The sequence below is a fragment of the Haliscomenobacter sp. genome (genome assembly GCF_033763495.1).
GTDB lineage: Bacteria > Bacteroidota > Bacteroidia > Chitinophagales > Saprospiraceae > Haliscomenobacter.
The window spans coordinates 1-17,186 of record NZ_JANRKL010000176.1 but is presented as its reverse complement, the minus strand read 5'-3'; the positions used below and the strand labels follow the sequence as shown (position 1 = coordinate 17,186).

The 17,186-nt window shown below is 45.9% G+C and carries 15 protein-coding genes; 8 read left to right on the top strand and 7 right to left on the bottom strand.

The genetic code is table 11. The features are described from left to right. Positions 1-428: 428 nt before the first annotated feature. The gene (locus SFV55_RS18850; RefSeq protein ID WP_320031091.1) at positions 429-626 is read right to left on the bottom strand and encodes a hypothetical protein; all 198 of its coding nucleotides are present in this window, start codon (positions 624-626) and stop codon (positions 429-431) included. Positions 627-820: 194 nt separating this feature from the next. On the opposite strand from SFV55_RS18850, the gene SFV55_RS18845 reads away from it, so the two are divergent. Continuing rightward, a complete protein-coding gene (locus SFV55_RS18845) occupies positions 821-2,344 on the top strand; it encodes a hypothetical protein (protein WP_320031090.1) in 1,524 nt (507 codons plus the stop codon). 168 nt (positions 2,345-2,512) lie between these two features. Here the strand turns inward: SFV55_RS18845 and SFV55_RS18840 are convergent, their stop codons facing one another. After that, positions 2,513-3,391, bottom strand: a complete 879-nt coding sequence (locus SFV55_RS18840) for a bestrophin family protein (RefSeq protein ID WP_320031089.1) — start codon at positions 3,389-3,391, stop codon at positions 2,513-2,515. Positions 3,392-3,488: 97 nt separating this feature from the next. Between SFV55_RS18840 and SFV55_RS18835 the strand changes: the two genes are divergently transcribed. The 4 genes from SFV55_RS18835 (at position 3,489) to SFV55_RS18820 (ending at position 8,707) form a co-directional block, all read left to right on the top strand. After that, the gene (locus SFV55_RS18835) at positions 3,489-4,976 is read left to right on the top strand and encodes a xylulokinase (RefSeq protein WP_320031088.1); all 1,488 of its coding nucleotides are present in this window, start codon (positions 3,489-3,491) and stop codon (positions 4,974-4,976) included. Between the two features lie 5 nt (positions 4,977-4,981). Beyond that, positions 4,982-6,316, top strand: coding sequence for a xylose isomerase (xylA, locus tag SFV55_RS18830; protein ID WP_320031087.1), 1,335 nt, complete (start codon positions 4,982-4,984; stop codon positions 6,314-6,316). Between the two features lie 87 nt (positions 6,317-6,403). Then, positions 6,404-7,264 carry a dTDP-4-dehydrorhamnose reductase gene (gene rfbD / locus SFV55_RS18825; protein WP_320031086.1) on the top strand — a complete coding sequence of 287 codons (861 nt, stop codon included), beginning with the start codon at positions 6,404-6,406 and terminating at the stop codon, positions 7,262-7,264. A 66-nt stretch (positions 7,265-7,330) separates the two neighbouring features. Beyond that, positions 7,331-8,707, top strand: a complete 1,377-nt coding sequence (locus SFV55_RS18820) for a Fic family protein (protein WP_320031085.1) — start codon at positions 7,331-7,333, stop codon at positions 8,705-8,707. Between the two features lie 348 nt (positions 8,708-9,055). Here the strand turns inward: SFV55_RS18820 and SFV55_RS18815 are convergent, their stop codons facing one another. From SFV55_RS18815 to SFV55_RS18800, 4 genes are all read right to left on the bottom strand, one after another. Further along, positions 9,056-9,883 (bottom strand): DUF6263 family protein, encoded by an 828-nt coding sequence (locus SFV55_RS18815; protein ID WP_320031084.1) that lies wholly within the window; start codon positions 9,881-9,883, stop codon positions 9,056-9,058. A gap of 78 nt (positions 9,884-9,961) precedes the next feature. Then, on the bottom strand, positions 9,962-10,957 hold the full coding sequence (locus tag SFV55_RS18810; RefSeq protein WP_320031083.1) for an SMP-30/gluconolactonase/LRE family protein: 996 nt from the start codon (positions 10,955-10,957) through the stop codon (positions 9,962-9,964). 82 nt (positions 10,958-11,039) lie between these two features. Further along, on the bottom strand, positions 11,040-12,503 hold the full coding sequence (locus tag SFV55_RS18805; protein ID WP_320031082.1) for a hypothetical protein: 1,464 nt from the start codon (positions 12,501-12,503) through the stop codon (positions 11,040-11,042). 65 nt (positions 12,504-12,568) lie between these two features. Next, the gene (locus tag SFV55_RS18800; protein WP_320031081.1) at positions 12,569-12,973 is read right to left on the bottom strand and encodes a hypothetical protein; all 405 of its coding nucleotides are present in this window, start codon (positions 12,971-12,973) and stop codon (positions 12,569-12,571) included. Between the two features lie 292 nt (positions 12,974-13,265). On the opposite strand from SFV55_RS18800, the gene SFV55_RS18795 reads away from it, so the two are divergent. Together SFV55_RS18795 and SFV55_RS18790 are read left to right on the top strand one after the other, a co-directional pair. Further along, positions 13,266-13,625: a DUF1573 domain-containing protein gene (locus SFV55_RS18795; RefSeq protein WP_320031080.1), complete on the top strand. Its 360-nt coding sequence runs from the start codon at positions 13,266-13,268 to the stop codon at positions 13,623-13,625. 117 nt (positions 13,626-13,742) lie between these two features. Further along, positions 13,743-14,129 (top strand): hypothetical protein, encoded by a 387-nt coding sequence (locus SFV55_RS18790; protein WP_320031079.1) that lies wholly within the window; start codon positions 13,743-13,745, stop codon positions 14,127-14,129. A gap of 117 nt (positions 14,130-14,246) precedes the next feature. On the opposite strand, the gene lysS is transcribed toward SFV55_RS18790, so the two are convergent. Then, complete coding sequence (gene lysS / locus SFV55_RS18785) at positions 14,247-15,779, bottom strand: lysine--tRNA ligase (RefSeq protein ID WP_320031078.1); 1,533 nt, start codon at positions 15,777-15,779, stop codon at positions 14,247-14,249. Between the two features lie 140 nt (positions 15,780-15,919). Here lysS and SFV55_RS18780 point away from each other — a divergent pair, with 140 nt between their 5' ends. After that, complete coding sequence (locus SFV55_RS18780; RefSeq protein WP_320031077.1) at positions 15,920-16,822, top strand: histone deacetylase; 903 nt, start codon at positions 15,920-15,922, stop codon at positions 16,820-16,822. The last annotated feature ends 364 nt before the right edge of the window (positions 16,823-17,186 follow it).

The following is a 17,186-nucleotide window of genomic DNA, read 5'->3' as shown; positions in this document are numbered from 1 at the left end:
AAAATAAATTTTCCAGGCAGCGAATAATTCACCTCATGCGTATAAGCATCAGTTAAGGTTACAATTCGCTAGGCAACCTCGGCTTACACTCACTAGTTGCTACATAGCAAAATCTTTTATCAGCCCGAGGTTGCCTTTTTTAATTCTCCTCTTTTTTCATTCCCATTCTCTGGAAACAACAATTTTGCCAACTACTTCATTACAAGCAGGAGACATCCCAATTTGTACTCATCTTTTTTCAGGAAATATGCTTGAAAGGAAGAAAAAGGGGTACCAAGCTTGTTTGCCCGGATCGCTCGGTACCCCACAGCGCTTTAATTACAGCGTTCTAACCAATTATATAAACAAAATACAACAAGTAATGCAAAAATCCAAATAAAAAAGCGCCGAAAAAGTTAGCAGTACTAATAAACCGTATGTTTTGTGGATTAGAATCCGTCTAAGTCAACGGTTATAACTTTCCCTCCAGAAGAACACTCCACTACCTGATCGTCTACATATGTTCCCTGTCCTTCTTCCAGAGTGGTATTTTGCGTATTCTGGTTGCTTTGGTCCAGGTTGTCGTAGCCCAAAGAAAAGTCTGCGTTGCTGAAGAACAGCAACAAGCTGATGATAATAGCCTCCATAAGTCATTGATTTTGTTAAAACAAAGGTAGAAAGGCATTCAGCAAGGAATGGTTACGTTTAAACGGAAAAATTCATAGGTGAGTTTTTTTATTTTTTTTCTAAAAAAATGACTAATAATTTGGAAGATAATTACTTCGTTTTTTTACTTTTAGAGTAATCTATACACTTTAGTGGAAAAAAATTATTTGTTACAATGGATCATTTGATTGAATTGGTGCAGTTTTTATCCAAAAACAAGTTTAAACACCTGGAAGTCTTTGCCAAAAACTCCAGGCTATTGACCTTTTATGAAAAACTCCGCGATGGCTCCTTCAAAACCGAAGCCCAGGCCCGGGATTTTTTTTTCCCAGGCGACAAAAACGCCAAGGCTTATTATTACCGTTTGGCCCAACAACTGGAAGAACGTTTGATCAACCTGCTCTTTTTGGTAGACTTCAATCAAACCGCGGACAACCAAATCCAAAAAGAAGTATTGATTTGTCAGCGCAATTACGCGGCCTTTAGTTCTCTGATTGCCCGTTTCATGCGCAAGCCCGCGATTAAAATCGCTGAAGAAACCATCAAAATTTCCCTCAACATCGAATTAACCGACGTGACCTTGCCCCTGGCGCGTTACTTGGCGATCCACTATGGCACACTTGACCCCAATAAAAAAAAATACCAGTATTATGCCCAACTGGTCGAACAAATGCAACCACTTCTTAATGCTGAAATTCTGGCAGAAAAATATTATACAGAAGTTCAAAGTCATTATGGTGTGAACCGGTCTTCAGATTTAGTATTTGCCAAAAAAATAGCCATTTACACCGAAGAATTACGTGCACTTACACAAAATCTCTCCTCCTATCGATTGAATATGATTTCCCATTATCTGTTTGTAAGTGAACATCATTATATGATCAATTATGAAAAAATGGTTGAAGCATGTCTAGATGCTTTAAATTTTTTCGAAAAACAAACACAACGGGATTCACGCAGCATTATCCTCAGTTTTACACAAAATCTAGTGAATTCATTGCACATGTTACAGCGTCATTCAGAGGCAATAGCAAAAACCCAGGAAATTATTCCTTTAGCCCCTGCAAACAATATAAACTGGTTTAATAATCACGAAATGCTTGTGTACTCACATCTGCATGCCCAACAATATGAATCAGCACTACAAGTTTTGCTTGAGGTGAAAAACAATCAAGCTTTGTCAAAACAACCCCATCAACTGCAAGAAAAATGGCGTACCAATGAGGCAATGGTTTATTACCTGGTTTGCACTGGAAAAGTGCAAAAACCTGAAGGAATAGACTTCAAATTCCGCACCAAAAAATTTATCAACGAGTTCAGCAAATCCATCCACGACAAATCCGGGAACAACATTGTACTGATCACCATAATGATCCTTTTTCTACTCCTGGACAAAGACTACTCCAGCATCATTGACAAAATTGATGCCCTCAAGGCCTACACTCACCGCCATTTGCGGCGCGACGAAACCTACCGTACCAATTGTTTCATCAAAATGATCATGCAACTCCCCAAGGGGGATTTTCATCCCATTGCCGTACAGCGCAAAGCCGAACCTTATTATCAAAAACTGTTGGCCGTGCCTTTGCACAAAGCCAAACAGGATTTTGACCTGGAAATCATCCCCTACGAAACCCTCTGGGCCTTTATGCTCGAAAGTCTTGAACCCGATCGCAAAACAAAAGTACGGGACAGATGAAGAAAAATTAGTTGCATTTTACGGTAAATAAAAATAGGTGAGAATTTATTTTTTTTCATTAAAAATTAATTTAAAAAATTGGTTTTTAATGATTTAAATATTGTATCTAGTGAGAAATATGTACAAATTACTAGGAAAAATAATTGCATTTTTCACCATGAACCAGGATCAGATCAACTCCCCAATGTGCATTTGGATGTTTCGGCTGATTTTGCCCAGCGGTAAGTCATTTTCGTCGGCCCCAAAAGGCTCTTCAATCTCCTCGGCAATGATCTCCAAACTGGCCAATACGTAAAAAATAAAGGCTACAATGGGCACCACGTAGTAGCCCAGCGTAAAGACATAGCCAAAGGGCAGGGTCATGATGTAAAAAAAGATGAACTTTTTGATGAATACGCTATAAGAATAAGGAATAGGAGTATTGCGGATGCGCTCACAGGCTCCGCAGATGTCGGTGAAGGATTGGAGCTCAGGGTTGAGAAAAATGAGGTGCTCGCCGCTCAGCTTGCCTTGTTCGGCCAGGTACAAGATCCGGCCATACATCAATGCGGCGATTTGATTGGGAATGTGTTTTTCGTGGTCGAGTTTTTCCTGCATGCCCTTGGGCAGTTTGTCGAACAATTCCACTCGGGTATCCTCGCTGCGCAGGTGTCTTTGTAAGGCGGATGCATAGGCAGGGATCATGGCCCGGAAAAAATCCTTTTCATCTTGTTCATTGCGCAACAGTGCGGCCAGTTTCATGGCCAGGTTGCGGCTGTTGTTGACCAGGGCACCCCAGAGCTTGCGGCCTTCCCACCAGCGTTCGTATGCAGTATTGGTACGGAAAACCAATAAAAAGGAAATCACAAAACCCAACAAGGTGTGCATCACCGAAACATTGCGCACATGGCTTTTTTCGCTCAATTTCCACACTTCAATTTCCAGGTAGGCAACGCCGGCTGAATACAGCGAAATCAACACAATCATCGGGAACAAGCGCCGGACAGTATCCGAGCGGTGAAAACGGAAGATAAAAGTGATCCAATCCTTTGGGTTATAACTGATCATGCTGGCTTTTTTTGGAAAAATCGTTCTTTAATTCAGGCTAAAATAGCTTTCTTTGCCGCAAACTATACAACAAACGAACAAACAAATACACAAATTTATGTACCTCATTGGATACGATATCGGCAGTTCTTCGGTAAAAGCGGCTTTGGTGGACGCAGAAAGTGGGAAAACCCTGCTGCGTGCCCATTATCCCGACCGCGAGATGGAGATGCAAGCGCCCCATCCCGGTTGGGCTGAACAACATCCCGACCAGTGGTGGGAGGGAATGGTGCAAGCCACCCAACGCCTGCTCAAGGCTTATCCCGCAGCTAAGGATGGTGTAAAAGCCATTGGTATTTCCTACCAAATGCACGGCCTGGTGCTGGTTGATGGCGCCGATCAAGTGCTGCGCCCTTCCATCATCTGGTGTGACGGTCGGGCTGTCAACATTGGTGCGGCTGCATTTGAGCGCCTTGGTGCCCAAACCGCTTTGTCACATTTGCTCAACTCCCCCGGAAATTTCACTGCCTCCAAATTGCGCTGGGTGCAGGAAAATGAACCGGAGCTATACCGCCGTGTGAAACATTTTATGCTGCCCGGAGATTACCTGGCCTTAAAAATGACTGGTGAGGCTTGTACGACCATTTCAGGTCTTTCCGAAGGTATCTTCTGGGATTTCCTCGAGCAGAAGCCTGCCGAGTTGGTTTTCCAGGATTATGGGATTGATCAAGCACTTACTCCGAAGATCCAACCTACCTTTGGCGTACAGGGGCAATTGCGTGCAGCAGCAGCTGCTGAACTGGGTTTAAGCCCGGGCATTCCTGTGGCTTACCGAGCCGGCGACCAGCCCAACAATGCCCTTTCCCTCAATGTGCTGGAGCCGGGTGAAGTAGCAGCTACGGGGGGCACTTCTGGCGTAGTGTATGCCATTACTGATCAGGCTGCTTTTGATCCGCTTTCCCGGGTCAATGGTTTTGCCCACGTCAATTATACCTTGCAACAACCCTACGTAGGCGTACTGATGTGCATCAACGGCGCCGGGATAACTTACAATTGGTTGCGGAAAAATACCGGAGCGAGTGCCCTGAGTTATCCCGAACTGGAACAAATGGCTGCTCAAATACCCGTAGGTGCCGATGGCCTTTCCATGTTGCCATTTGGCAACGGTGCTGAGCGGATTTTGAACAATGTAGACTTGGGTGCGCAGTTACAGGGGCTCAATTTCAACCGTCACGGGCAAGCTCACCTGATTCGGGCCGGGCTGGAAGGCATCGCCTTCGCTTTTGTATACGGTATGAGTATTTTGCAGGAAATGGGCCTGGATTTAAAGGTAATGCGGGTAGGCAATGATAACTTGTTTCAATCGCGTATCTTTGCCGAAACCATCGCAACCCTGTGTCAAAGCAAAATTGAAATGCTGGACACCACCGGTGCAGTGGGCGCTGCTAAAGGCGCTGGTTTCGGAGCGGGTCTGTACGGCACTTTGCGCGAAGCCTTGGGCTCAACACCCGTTGTAGGTGGCTACGAACCCATAGCTGACGCAGGTGCTTATGAAGTGGCGTATCAGCGCTGGTTGAATTCATTGCATAAACTATCAAACAAATAGACATCATGAGCAATGCTGTTGTATTGGGGAATCGTGAATATTTCCCCGGAATTGGAAAAATCCAGTTTGAAGGACCAGAGTCGGACAATCCGCTGGCGTTTAAGTATTACGATGAAAATCGGGTAATCGCGGGCAAAACCATGAAGGAACATTTCCGTTTTGCAACCGCTTATTGGCATACCTTCTGTGGTACAGGAGGGGACCCTTTTGGGCCCGGCACCAAACAATTCCCCTGGTTGGAAGCTAGTGATGCCGTGCAGTCTGCCAAAGATAAGATGGACGCGGCTTTTGAGTTTTTTACCAAAATTGGTACACCTTACTTTTGTTTCCACGATGTGGATTTGGTTGACGAAGGCCCAAGCCTGAAGGAAAGTGAGCGCCGCCTTAGTGCCATTGTGGATTATGCCAAAGAGAAAATTGCCGCTTCAGGGGTAAAAGTACTCTGGGGCACAGCCAACCTCTTTTCCAACCCACGTTACATGAATGGAGCGGCTACCAGCCCCGACTTTAATGTACTGGCGTATGCAGGTGCGCAGTTGAAAAACGCCATCGACGCTACCATCGCCCTGGGTGGTGAAAACTATGTATTCTGGGGTGGCCGGGAAGGTTACATGTCGCTGTTGAATACCGACATGAAACGGGAGCAGGAGCACCTGGCCAAAATTCTGACCTTATCGCGGGATTATGCGCGCAGCCAAGGATTCAAAGGCGTATTTTTTATTGAGCCCAAACCGATGGAACCCAGCAAACACCAGTACGATTTCGATTGTGCAACAGTGGTTGGTTTCCTCAACAAGTTTGGCCTGGCCGATGATTTCAAAATCAACATCGAAGTGAACCACGCCACCTTGGCCTTGCATACTTTCCAACACGAACTACAAGTAGCCGCTGATGCGGGCATGCTGGGTAGCATCGATGCCAACCGTGGTGATTACCAAAACGGCTGGGACACCGATCAATTCCCCAACAACGTGATGGAACTGACCGAATCCATGCTGGTAATTATGCAAGCTGGTGGCTTCCAGGGTGGTGGGGTAAATTTTGACGCCAAAACCCGTCGGAACTCTACCGACTTGGTGGATATTTTCCATGCGCACATTGGTGGTATGGATGTCTTCTCCCGTGCACTGATCGCTGCGGATGCCATCCTGAATAAATCGAAGTTCCTGGCGCTGCGCAAAGAGCGTTATGCTAGTTTCGATAGTGGTAAGGGCAAAGAATTTGAAGAAGGCAAACTCAGCTTGCAAGATTTGCATGCACTGGCTCACGCCAACCCTGAACCGGGTTTGACCAGCGGCAAACAGGAATTGTACGAGAACATCCTGAATCAATACGTGTAAGGAACGGTTTTAAACCTTGAGACTTGCGGGATTTTTTGGCCTTCATCAAAAAGTCCCGCAAGCATTTATACTTGTGAACAGTAGATCATGACCATTCTCATCATTGGTGCAAATGGCCAGCTTGGCCGGGAATTGCAGGCGCTTTCGGCTGAGTTTCCAAACCTGAAGCTGGTTCCAATTGATCGCTCCACGCTGGATGTTTCGGATGCAGCTGCGATCGCTCCTTTTTGCAACAGCATGGATTTTGATGTTTGTATCAATTGTGCTGCGTATACTGCCGTAGACAAGGCGGAGCAGGAAAAAGAACTTGCCTTTGCGATCAATGCGGAGGCTCCAGCCCAATTGGCCGCTGCCTGTTTGGCCAAAGGCGCTCAACTGATCCATTATTCTTCCGACTACGTTTACCACAATCAGGAAAACCGCCCATTGCTGGAAACCGACGCCACGACACCACAAGGTATCTATGCACAAAGTAAATTGGAAGGGGATTTGAGGGTTTTGGCGACGCACCCTAGTGCTTTGGTTTTTCGCACCTCATGGGTGTATTCTTCCTTTGGGCACAATTTTGTCAAAACCATGCTGCGCTACGGTGCAGAACGAGGTGCATTGCGCGTTGTCAACGATCAGATTGGCAGCCCCACCTACGCCCGCGACATCGCGCGGATGACCCTGGAATTGATCCAAAGTGGTAAGGCAACTCAGCATTCGGGGTTGTTTAATTACAGCAATGAAGGCGTATGCAGCTGGTACGATTTTGCTCAGGCCATTTTTGAGCTGAGTGGAGTGAAGTGTAAGGTGGGAGCAATCCCCAGTTCGGAATACCCAACCCCGGCGGCACGGCCTCATTACAGCGTTTTGGATAAAAGTAAGTTTAAGGCGGCGTTTGGGGCAGAGGTTCCATATTGGCGGGATAGTTTGAAAGGATGTTTAGAATTGTTGGGGTATTGAGGTAGCGAACTGTGGTGCTTAACATGAATTGTATTATCTTGGGGCTTGATCTTGAAACAAGTGCCGATGAATAATCTTTTGCAACAGATCGATGGCTTAAAAAAAGAATTAGAGGGCTTACAGCCTATCGAAGCTGAGTTTCAACGCAAATTAGATCGAAAATTTAGACTGGAATTTAATTACAACTCCAACCATCTGGAGGGGAATACCCTTACTTATGGCGAAACGGAACTGTTGCTTTATTTTGACCAAACGAAAGGGGATCATACCATGCGGGAGTATGAGGAAATGCAAGCGCATGATCTGGCCTTGAAGTTGGTAAAAGAATGGGCAGAGGATCTGGAGCGTCCGCTTTCCGAAGCGGACATCAAAGAACTGAACAAGATTATCCTGGTAAAACCTTTTTGGAAGGATGCCATCACCCCCGATGGGCAAGGTACGCGTCGACAAATCATGGTGGGGGAATACAAAAAGTATCCCAACTCCGTACGCTTGCAAAATGGCGAAATGTTTGATTATGCATCGCCTACGGATACACCAATCAAAATGGGGGAACTCATTCAATGGTTTCGCTCAGCCTGTGAAAAAGGGGAAATGCACCCGGTAGAACTGGCGGCCAGATTGCACCACCAATTTGTGCTGATTCACCCCTTCGATGATGGCAATGGCCGGATCTCCCGCTTGTTGATGAATTACGTGTTTTGGCGTTTTGGTTTTCCACCCATCGTCATCAAGTCAAGCGATAAACAAAACTACCTCCGCGCCCTGAACCGGGCGGATGTTGGAGAAATGGAGTTTTTTGTGGAGTATATTGGAAAGCAGGTGTTGTGGAGTTTGGAATTGTCAGTGAAGGCGGCGAAAGGGGAGAGTGTGGAAGAGGTGGATGATGTGGATAAGGAGTTGGAGTTGTTGAGGAGGGAGTTGGCTAGTAAGGATACAATCATCAAAAAAAAAGCTGAATTAGAATCTTTAACTGAAACAATTAATGATTCTTTAATCCCTCTTTTTCAATTTTTAGAAAATAAATTAAACCCAATTCAAAGTTACTTTCTGCAATGGGGAAGTACTATTTGGTATAACAGTATCCATGGAGAAGTCACTTTCGCAAGGTTTGATTCTTTGGAAGATTTTAAAAATCATAAAACAAAAGTAGTAGCAGAAGAAATCTTAACTTTACTTTTAAGCAAAGGCAAGCCAGTCAACTTTTATTATGGCTTTATCCTCAATAAATTATTTAAGTCAGATAACCTTCCAGATTTCAATTTGATCATTTCTGTTTTGATTGAAGAATACAGTTATTCAATTGTAATTAAAACCCAGGAAGAAACTATCTTTAAATTAAAGTATGGCGAAAAAATCACTCATGAACAAATGGGGCAAATTATCAATCCATTGGTCCAAGACCTCATCGAGCAAATTCGACAAAGTACCACTCCAACCTAGTTCAATGCAGCCAGAATTCTGATCATTACCACTCTACTGGCTATTTTACTCGGAGGACATGAATTGCCACGTGCTTTAGCGCGTGGATAGCAGGATTTTTTTGAAAATGGGCTTTAGCCCTCACTCAGGACTTACTGCTAGGGCTAAAGCCCACTAAAAAGGCAATCTTCATCCACGCGCTAAAGCACGTGGCAATTGAGGTGCCTTACTCCTAACATACTTTAATGCTCGGATTTTGCTTAAGATCGTTTATTTTAAAAAACTTCATAAGCACGTGGCAATTCATGTCCTTCGCTTCTGAAATACAAAAACGTCCACTATAGAGAGAAGTGACTTCCCCACCTCCACCTAATTCACCCGCTTCACCGCTGTCTCCGTCACCGAAGTCAGCTGCTGTGTTTGCCCCTCGAAACTCATGTTCATCTTTGCCTCAATCCGTTGGCTGGATTCACGACAAATACCTGATTGTAGTTCGATTGTGGCGGAACCCTTTGCAGTCATGGTGCCTTCCACTTTGCCATCGGGCATCATCGGCGGTTGTCCGGCAATGTTCCCGGTGCCTGCGGAGGAAAGAATAGCCCAATCATCCTTAATTTCCTGAAGTGTCCAGGTGGTATAGGAAATTGTAGTCATACCCTGGTTTTGAATGGTATCCACCACAGTCCAGGATTCCCCAATCTTGATGGCCTGCTCAGCGTAGCGCACCCCTCCGGTGATGTTGCGAAAATCAGAGGCATTGCTTGATCCACCTGCTATCCCTTCGAACGGGTTATTGCCTGATACATACAGGCCATTGGGCTTAAACCGCGAAACCAACTCTTTCCCCACCAATTGTTCCATTTGGGCATTCATGGTCGGGTTGCCTGCCATGGGATTGCTGGTATCAAAATCAAAAGTACGCCCCATTGAAGTGCTGCTGCCTTTGATTTTTTCGATCTTTTCAGTCATGGACACTTCTTCTGGGCTGGTGGCAAGGATTTTGGATACAACGTTTTGCTCCATACTGGTGCTCATCAGAGCTTCACCGCCACTGACCACCGAAATGCTCACATTGTTGATGAAGCGGTATTCCGTTCCAGCTTTAGGTTGAATTTTTAACCAATAGCTATCCTGAGCACACAAAGACTGCAGGCCAATGGCCAAACTGAGTAATACAAAACAAATAGGGTTTTTCATTTTATTTCTGTTTTTGTCTCCCTTAACGCTGAGCAGGCCAGAGGCATTTTTGCTTTTCGATAAAAACAAAAAAAATCTCTACCAGCCTCCAGTTTTGGTGCGCACTTTGCACAGATACATATCCGAAGTGATGTACAAAGTGCCACCATCTTCGTCTCCCCAGCCACAATTGGCTGTAAATTGGCCCGTTTCAATTTGCCCGAGTGGCTTCCCTTCTGGGGACAGAATTAAAATGCCGTTCATACCCGCAGCGAAGATGTTGCCGTGTTTGTCCACTTTCATGCCGTCGAAGATGCCATATTTGCCTTCTTTCATGGTTTTGGAGCCATCAAAAATGACCTTACCCTTGCCTGTTTTGCCATTGGCAGCAATGGGGAAGGCGGTGATATAGGGCTGGGAGCCACTGCTTTGGCCTACGTACAGGGTTTTGCCATCGGGCGAAACGGCGATGCCATTCGGGCGATCCAGGGTCTTGTCAACCAGACTGACCTTACCCGCTTTGTCGATGTGGTAAACGCCAAACCAGGTCGTTTCCCGCAAGGGGGATTTTTCCTTTTGCGGCATGCCGTAAGGTGGATCGGTAAAGTAATAATCGCCGTTGGGATGTTGAGTGATGTCGTTGGGGCTGTTCAATCGCAAGCCCTGGTAATTGTCGGCGAGGGTGCGTTTGCCGCCCAGTTGCAGAGGCATGGCTGCAATGCGCCGATCGCCGTGCTCGCAGGTGACCAGTTCTCCTTTCAGGTTGATCAAAAGGCCATTGCTGCCAGGTTCATCACCATAAGGTAGTTTGCCCGTATAACCACTAGGATTGAGGAAAACGCTTAAACCTTCACCGGGTTTCCACTTGTGAATGGTGTTTTTGGGTACGTCAGAAAAGAGGAGGAAGCCTCCGTTTTTTACCCAAACGGGGCCTTCGGACCATTCAAAACCATCGGCAATGACTTCGATGCCAGCCTGTGCATCGATCAGATTGGCACAAGCAGGATCAAAATGGGTCACCTTGCCGATGGTTTTGTTCTGGCTCCAAAGGCTGAAGCTGCAAAGCAGCAGGAAAAATGCGAGCTGATGTTTCATGTTTGTTGGTGTTTATACTTTTATCAGGGGAAGATAAAATAATAGTTTTGACCAACAAAATGAAGCAGCTAACAGCGCACAATTAATATAAAACGCCCATCCAAACCCTTTCCCGGTATTTTTGCTCATAATTGAGGGTAAACTGGGCGGCTTCTTCTTTGGTAGCAAATTCGGCTAGTACAATCCGGTATTTGAGTACCTCGCTGAAATAGCGAATCCGCGCCTCCATGATGCCGTATTGTTCCCGCACTTTTTTGAGTGTGCGTTGAGCGTAATAGTCATTTAAGTCAAAATCGCCAATAAAAACGATATAGCCGCTGGGCTCACCTGCTTTTTTGACCGTCCGGGAGGTTTTGTTTTCCAACTCGGTGTTGATCAAATTTTTCATAACAAACTCCGGAGTAGGTGGCAAGGGGCGATCTTCTTCCAGTTTCGCCCGGGAGTGAGTAGCGTTGCTGCGCAAAGAAGTACTTTCCTTGGTTGAAGTTGAAGCCTCCAGATTACTCGTATTGACTGGATTGTTGGCGTCAATCAAAGCATTGTTGTCGGCATTAGTAAGCGCTGCATTGGCGTTTGGATCGAGTTGGGCGGTATCGGGATTGGACTGAAGCGGCTCATTGGGCAAAAGTACTGCCGCATTGTTGTCCACTTTCACCATGTTGTCTACTGTTACGGAATCGGGCCTTTCCAATTTTTCCTGGCCTAGTTCTTTGGCCAGTTCTTCAGATTTTTTGCGCTCTTGTTGGGCCAAATCCAGGGCCTGAGCGTAATTTTCCAAATCAGCCCGGATGCGCAAATAAGATTCCCGGATGGAAACAGGGATGACTGCGCCATTGCCCAGAATACCTTCTGCATTTTCAAGCGCATTGAAATCGGCCAGATAGGCTTCGGCAAAAGACTTGTATTTTCCCGCCCGGTAGGGTAGCGGTTTCAAAACCCGATAAATGGATTCCGCAACTTCAATCCGGCCATTGAACAAATTGGCATGAGCGAGTCGCATCAGGCTAAGGCTGTCCTGCAAATCATTAAAAGCGGAGGCTTCCAACAGCGGGAGGGCTTCCTGGTAATGACCTGTGCGCAACAAATCCCAGGGATCTTTTTGTTCCAACTGTGGCTCAAGCGCTGCAGTGGCCTTTTTTTCTACCATTGTTGGCTCCATTTTCTCCTGTTCATTCGCCTGGCGCAATAGCCGTTCGCGCCGTTCGGCTACTTCCTCATTGTAACGTGCTCGTTGGAGGTCTTTTTCCATGAGCGCAATTTTTTGCAACACTTCATCACGGCGCTGAATGGCCTGTTCGCGCATTTGTACGAGTCGATAAACGATGCGTTCTACACGCATGTCGGTTTCGTACACTTTGGAAGGGCAGGCAACTCGCGCTGCACGGTAAGTTTTGATGGCGGCAACGTAGTTACCCGCCCGGCTGAGGCTATCTCCGCGCTGGAGAATGCCCGCGTAGAGGCCACAGTTGTCGCCTTGAGCCATTGCCTGGCTAAAGAGGAGCAAGCCCAGGCACAAGGTTAATACAATCGGTTTTAATGCTTGCATGACGTTCAAGCTTTATACACTTGTAGCCTTGATTTGTACAAGTGAGAACTGTTCAGGGATGTTGTTTATTTACAAATGCTCTCGAATCCTTTTTGTAGTTCAGGGTAGTCACTGGCACGATAGCTGTAGCCCCACTCGGTAGAATTCCAAATGCGACAGTACTTTTTGCAAATGGCATCAAAAGACCGTTTGGCTTCTTCATTGCGGTTTGTGGCAGACTGGCTGCCTTTCAGCAATTCGAGGGCCTCAGCCAATCGAATTTTTGCCAACTTATACTCTTCGGCATCCAGGCAGGTACGTACATCTTCCATGGAGCGTTCAAAAAGGTATAAATTTTGCTTCAGTGTTTGATCCTTGGCTTTTTTGAGTTTGGAGACCGTGAAAAAGGAGCTCAAACCCAAGCCCAGGGCGATGATGATAAGCAGGCCCAATGCAATATTGAGCACTTGGATTTTGGTGCGGACGTTCATTGTACATTCAATTTGGCAGTTAAGAAATGTACAGGTAGCGCGTTGGTCTGGTGTTGCCATATAGGATGTGCAAACCAAAAGGTCTTGTTCATGGGTACAACATGATTTAAATACGGAAATGGGATGACGTTCAGGTAGGTAGGTAGAAAAGCCTGATTCGATTAGAATTTTTCTCAATAGCAACGCTAAGTTACATAAAGTATGCTAAACTGTAAAGTCTTTACGTTGTTTTGACAAAAAAGAAGCAAAAGAAATGGAGTCAGCGGTCAAAAAATGGAAAAACTGGAGCTTGATGTGCATGATTTTAGGCTTGATGGGCCTGGCTTTCACCGAGCTCCCGGAGGAGTATTGTATTAAATGGGAGGGTTTGGATACCCACAATTTTGGAGAAATAGAGAGTGGTAAAGAGGTGAATTGTAGCTTTACTTTTCGCAACTGCTCCAACGATTCTGTCACTATTGCCAATGTCCGGCCATCTTGTGGCTGCACTACTCCGGATTGGCGGGAAACGCCCATTCCTCCCGATTCTACCGCAACGATAAACATTGAATTTAGCTCCCGTAAGGCTGGTTATTTTTACAAAATGGTCAAGGTTTACTTTAAAGAGTTTCCTCAGGCAGAACGCTTATATGTAGAAGGAACGGTGAAATAGGGGCTACCAAGGTCCTAAAATCTCTGTTGTCCTTTAGTGGTCACATATTTTCGGCATTAGTTTTATTTTTTTAAATCTAAACGATTAATTTAGCGTTTCGAAAAAAACAAACAGCTTATGCCATTGCGGGAAGAATTCCCTGAGGCGGGTTCAGATTATTTGGGTGGTACCAGTGACGGCTACGAATACCAAACCATTTTTGCGGGCTCTCGCCTGCCTGCGAGCTACGATATGGTACGGCAGTTTTTGAAAGAAGAGGGATACGGAGATTTGCCCATTCCCAAAGATGCCGAAGAACTCAAACTATTTCGCCTGCCTTCCCGCAACAAACAACTCCTGATGTTTGAGGACAATGGCTACATTCACAACCCCATCAAAATCCTCTTTCCTTACGATGGCCGCAATAAAAATACGCTGATCCTTTGTGTGTACAATGAAAAGGACCCGCAGCACTTGTTGAAGTTTCATCGGATTTTGGAAAGGAAAGCGGCAGCACAGGTATAAATTCAAGCTATTTTTGAACAGGGTTTGATCAATATATAAAAATAAATGCCTGAGCAAATGATTAAACTTGTTGCTCAGGCATTTTTGTTTTGACTGATCAAAGATACTCTATCCTTATCACTCGCCCTTCTCTGGCCGCATCTGCGGAAAGAACAGTACCTCCTGAATCGTATGGTTGTTGGTCATAAACATGGTCAAACGGTCGATCCCGATGCCCAATCCCGAAGTCGGTGGCATTCCGTATTCCAATGAACGCAAAAAGTCTTCGTCCATGGCCATGGCTTCGTGGTCGCCACGAGCGGCCAATTGGAGTTGGTCCTCAAAGCGTTCGCGTTGGTCAATGGGGTCGTTGAGCTCGGAGTAGGCATTGGCAATTTCTTTGCCGCTGACAAACAACTCAAAACGTTCCACCAATCCAGCCTTGCTGCGGTGCTTTTTAGCCAGTGGGCTCATTTCGATCGGGTAATCGATGATGTAAGTGGGCTGGATCAGGTTCTTTTCCACTTTGGCCCCAAAAATTTCATCGATCAATTTGCCACGCCCCATCGAGTTGTCGATGTCGATGTGCAGTTGTTTGCACAAATCGCGGAGTTGCGCTTCATCCATTTCTGAAATGTCCACTCCGGTGTATTCTTTGATCGAATCGTACATACTGAGGCGGCGGTAAGGCCCAGCGTAGTTGATTTCGTGTTCGCCAAATTTGAGTAGCGGATTGTCATTGTTGATGGCTCGTGCAATGTATTCCAGGCACTGCTCTACCATTTCCATCATCCAGTAATAATCTTTATAGGCTACGTAGATTTCCATGGAGGTGAACTCGGGGTTGTGGGTTCGGTCCATTCCTTCATTGCGGAACATCTTGCCAATTTCATACACGCCGTCAAACCCACCTGCGATCAAACGTTTTAGATACAACTCGTTGGCAATCCGCATGTACAACTTCATGTCCAGCGTATTGTGGTGGGTCTCGAAGGGGCGGGCAGCAGCACCGCCATGGATGGGCTGCAAAATGGGGGTTTCCACCTCTAACCAACCTTTGGCATCAAAAAAACTGCGCATGGCGGTAATGATGCGGCTGCGGGTAATGAAGGCTTCCTTGATTTGAGGGTTTACCGTTAGATCAACATAACGCATGCGGTGACGCTGCTCAGGGTCGGTGAAGGCATCGTACACCTCTGTTTCACCGGTCGCTTCATTTACACGGGTTTTGACCACAGGAAGTGGGCGCAGCGATTTGCTGAGCAGTTTCAATTCCTTAACATGTACCGTGATTTCACCCATCCGGGTCCGGAATACAAAGCCCTTGATGCCAATGTAATCACCAAAATCGAGCAAACGTTTCAATACAACATCATACATCTCGAAGTTTTCCCCATCGGCGATGTCACTACGCGAAATGTAGAGCTGGATGCGTCCGCTGCTATCCTGCAATTCAGCAAAAGTGACTTTCCCTTTTTCCCGTACCACCATCATCCGGCCAGCTAGCGCAACGGCCTCGAACTGTTCTGGAGCGTCGTCGTTGAATTGCGCTTTGATGTCGCTGGCCAGGGCATTGACTACAAATGCTTCGGCAGGGTAGGGGTCGATGCCCATACTGCGCAATTCCTCCAGGTGTTCTCTTCTGACGATTTCCTGTTCGCTTAAATGCATGTGTATTATTTTTGTCCCCACGATTAAAGTCCCCACGACTAAAGTCATGGGCTAAGCTTGCGTGTCCTCGCCCACGGATAAATCCATGGGTTAGGGTGGGCAGAGTTTATTTAAGAAGCTGCAAAAATAGAAAAACTTTTATGCTTAAAATTGCTTATGATCCAATTTACAAATACAAATTGCCGGAGGGGCACCGATTCCCGATGATCAAATATGAATTGATCCCGGAGCAGCTTTTGTATGAGGGCACCGTAAGTGAAAAAAACTTCTTTAGCCCCCCTCCTCTGGATGAAGAAAGTATTTTGCTCACCCATACCCGGGATTATTGGTTTCGCTTGCGCGATCAGCAACTGACTCAACATGAAATCAGGGCAATCGGGTTCCCACTTACCCCTCAATTGGTGCAACGGAGTCGCGTGATCGCCAACGGTACCTTGCAATGTGCCTTTTATGCCCGGCAATATGGGGTTGCCCTGAATGTAGCTGGAGGCACCCATCACGCTTATGCTTTTCGGGGCGAAGGATTTTGTTGCACCAATGACATTGCGGTGGCCGCCAATTATTTGCTACACCATAATATAGTACATAAAATTTTAGTGGTGGATTTGGACGTTCACCAAGGCAATGGCACAGCACATATTTTTAGACAAGAGCCACGAGTATTTACCTTTAGCATGCATGGAGCTAAAAACTTTCCCTTGCGAAAAGAGGTATCCGATTTGGACATTGGGTTGCCCGATGGGACCCAGGATCAGGCCTATTTGTCCATCCTGAAAAAAACATTGCCATTTTTATTGGAAAAGGTCCAACCCGAATTGGTGTTTTACCTGTCTGGCGTAGATGTATTGGCTAGCGATAAGCTCGGGCGCCTGGGGCTTACGCCAGAAGGCTGTCGGGAAAGAGATCGCTTTGTGTTGGAAACCTGCAAAAAAAATAAGCTACCTGTAGCCATCAGTATGGGTGGTGGTTATTCTGAAAGTTTAGCCGTCATTGTGGAAGCACACGCCAATACTTACCGCATGGCGCAAGAAATATTTTTTTAGACACAATAGTTGCCAAATAATAGGTGACTATTTTGCAGTTGTGCAGTCTGAAAGAATAGAAAAGTGCAGAAGGGATGAGGTAGGGGCAAAAAAAAAGTCGCACTTTAAGCGCGACCCTTACATATAATCCCATGAACATATCCAAAAAAAAATCTCTTGAGTCCGTTGATAGAAATATTTCAGCTTTCTTGCAGGAGCGAAATATTCCTTGTAACTTGGCCTCGCAATGCTAATTCTTGACCCCAACAACAAATTGTAATCTCACGAAAATACCTTTTTGCAATAATTCCATGAGCATGACCTAGTTACTACTTGAGGGGCATTTCATTTGAGAGATGCCCTTTTTTATTTTTTGAGCATGGAT

What these genes read in the sequence shown, in the direction of transcription:
- SFV55_RS18780 (WP_320031077.1), top strand. Translation starts at nt 15,920, where the DNA reads ATGCTTAAAATTGCTTATGATCCAATTTACAAATACAAATTGCCGGAG.
- SFV55_RS18800 (WP_320031081.1), bottom strand. Translation starts at nt 12,973, where the DNA reads ATGAACGTCCGCACCAAAATCCAAGTGCTCAATATTGCATTGGGCCTG.
- SFV55_RS18795 (WP_320031080.1), top strand. Translation starts at nt 13,266, where the DNA reads ATGTGCATGATTTTAGGCTTGATGGGCCTGGCTTTCACCGAGCTCCCG.
- SFV55_RS18850 (WP_320031091.1), bottom strand. Translation starts at nt 626, where the DNA reads ATGGAGGCTATTATCATCAGCTTGTTGCTGTTCTTCAGCAACGCAGAC.
- xylA (WP_320031087.1), top strand. Translation starts at nt 4,982, where the DNA reads ATGAGCAATGCTGTTGTATTGGGGAATCGTGAATATTTCCCCGGAATT.
- SFV55_RS18835 (WP_320031088.1), top strand. Translation starts at nt 3,489, where the DNA reads ATGTACCTCATTGGATACGATATCGGCAGTTCTTCGGTAAAAGCGGCT.
- lysS (WP_320031078.1), bottom strand. Translation starts at nt 15,779, where the DNA reads ATGCATTTAAGCGAACAGGAAATCGTCAGAAGAGAACACCTGGAGGAA.
- SFV55_RS18815 (WP_320031084.1), bottom strand. Translation starts at nt 9,883, where the DNA reads ATGAAAAACCCTATTTGTTTTGTATTACTCAGTTTGGCCATTGGCCTG.
- SFV55_RS18805 (WP_320031082.1), bottom strand. Translation starts at nt 12,503, where the DNA reads ATGCAAGCATTAAAACCGATTGTATTAACCTTGTGCCTGGGCTTGCTC.
- SFV55_RS18810 (WP_320031083.1), bottom strand. Translation starts at nt 10,957, where the DNA reads ATGAAACATCAGCTCGCATTTTTCCTGCTGCTTTGCAGCTTCAGCCTT.
- rfbD (WP_320031086.1), top strand. Translation starts at nt 6,404, where the DNA reads ATGACCATTCTCATCATTGGTGCAAATGGCCAGCTTGGCCGGGAATTG.
- SFV55_RS18845 (WP_320031090.1), top strand. Translation starts at nt 821, where the DNA reads ATGGATCATTTGATTGAATTGGTGCAGTTTTTATCCAAAAACAAGTTT.
- SFV55_RS18820 (WP_320031085.1), top strand. Translation starts at nt 7,331, where the DNA reads ATGAATAATCTTTTGCAACAGATCGATGGCTTAAAAAAAGAATTAGAG.
- SFV55_RS18790 (WP_320031079.1), top strand. Translation starts at nt 13,743, where the DNA reads ATGCCATTGCGGGAAGAATTCCCTGAGGCGGGTTCAGATTATTTGGGT.
- SFV55_RS18840 (WP_320031089.1), bottom strand. Translation starts at nt 3,391, where the DNA reads ATGATCAGTTATAACCCAAAGGATTGGATCACTTTTATCTTCCGTTTT.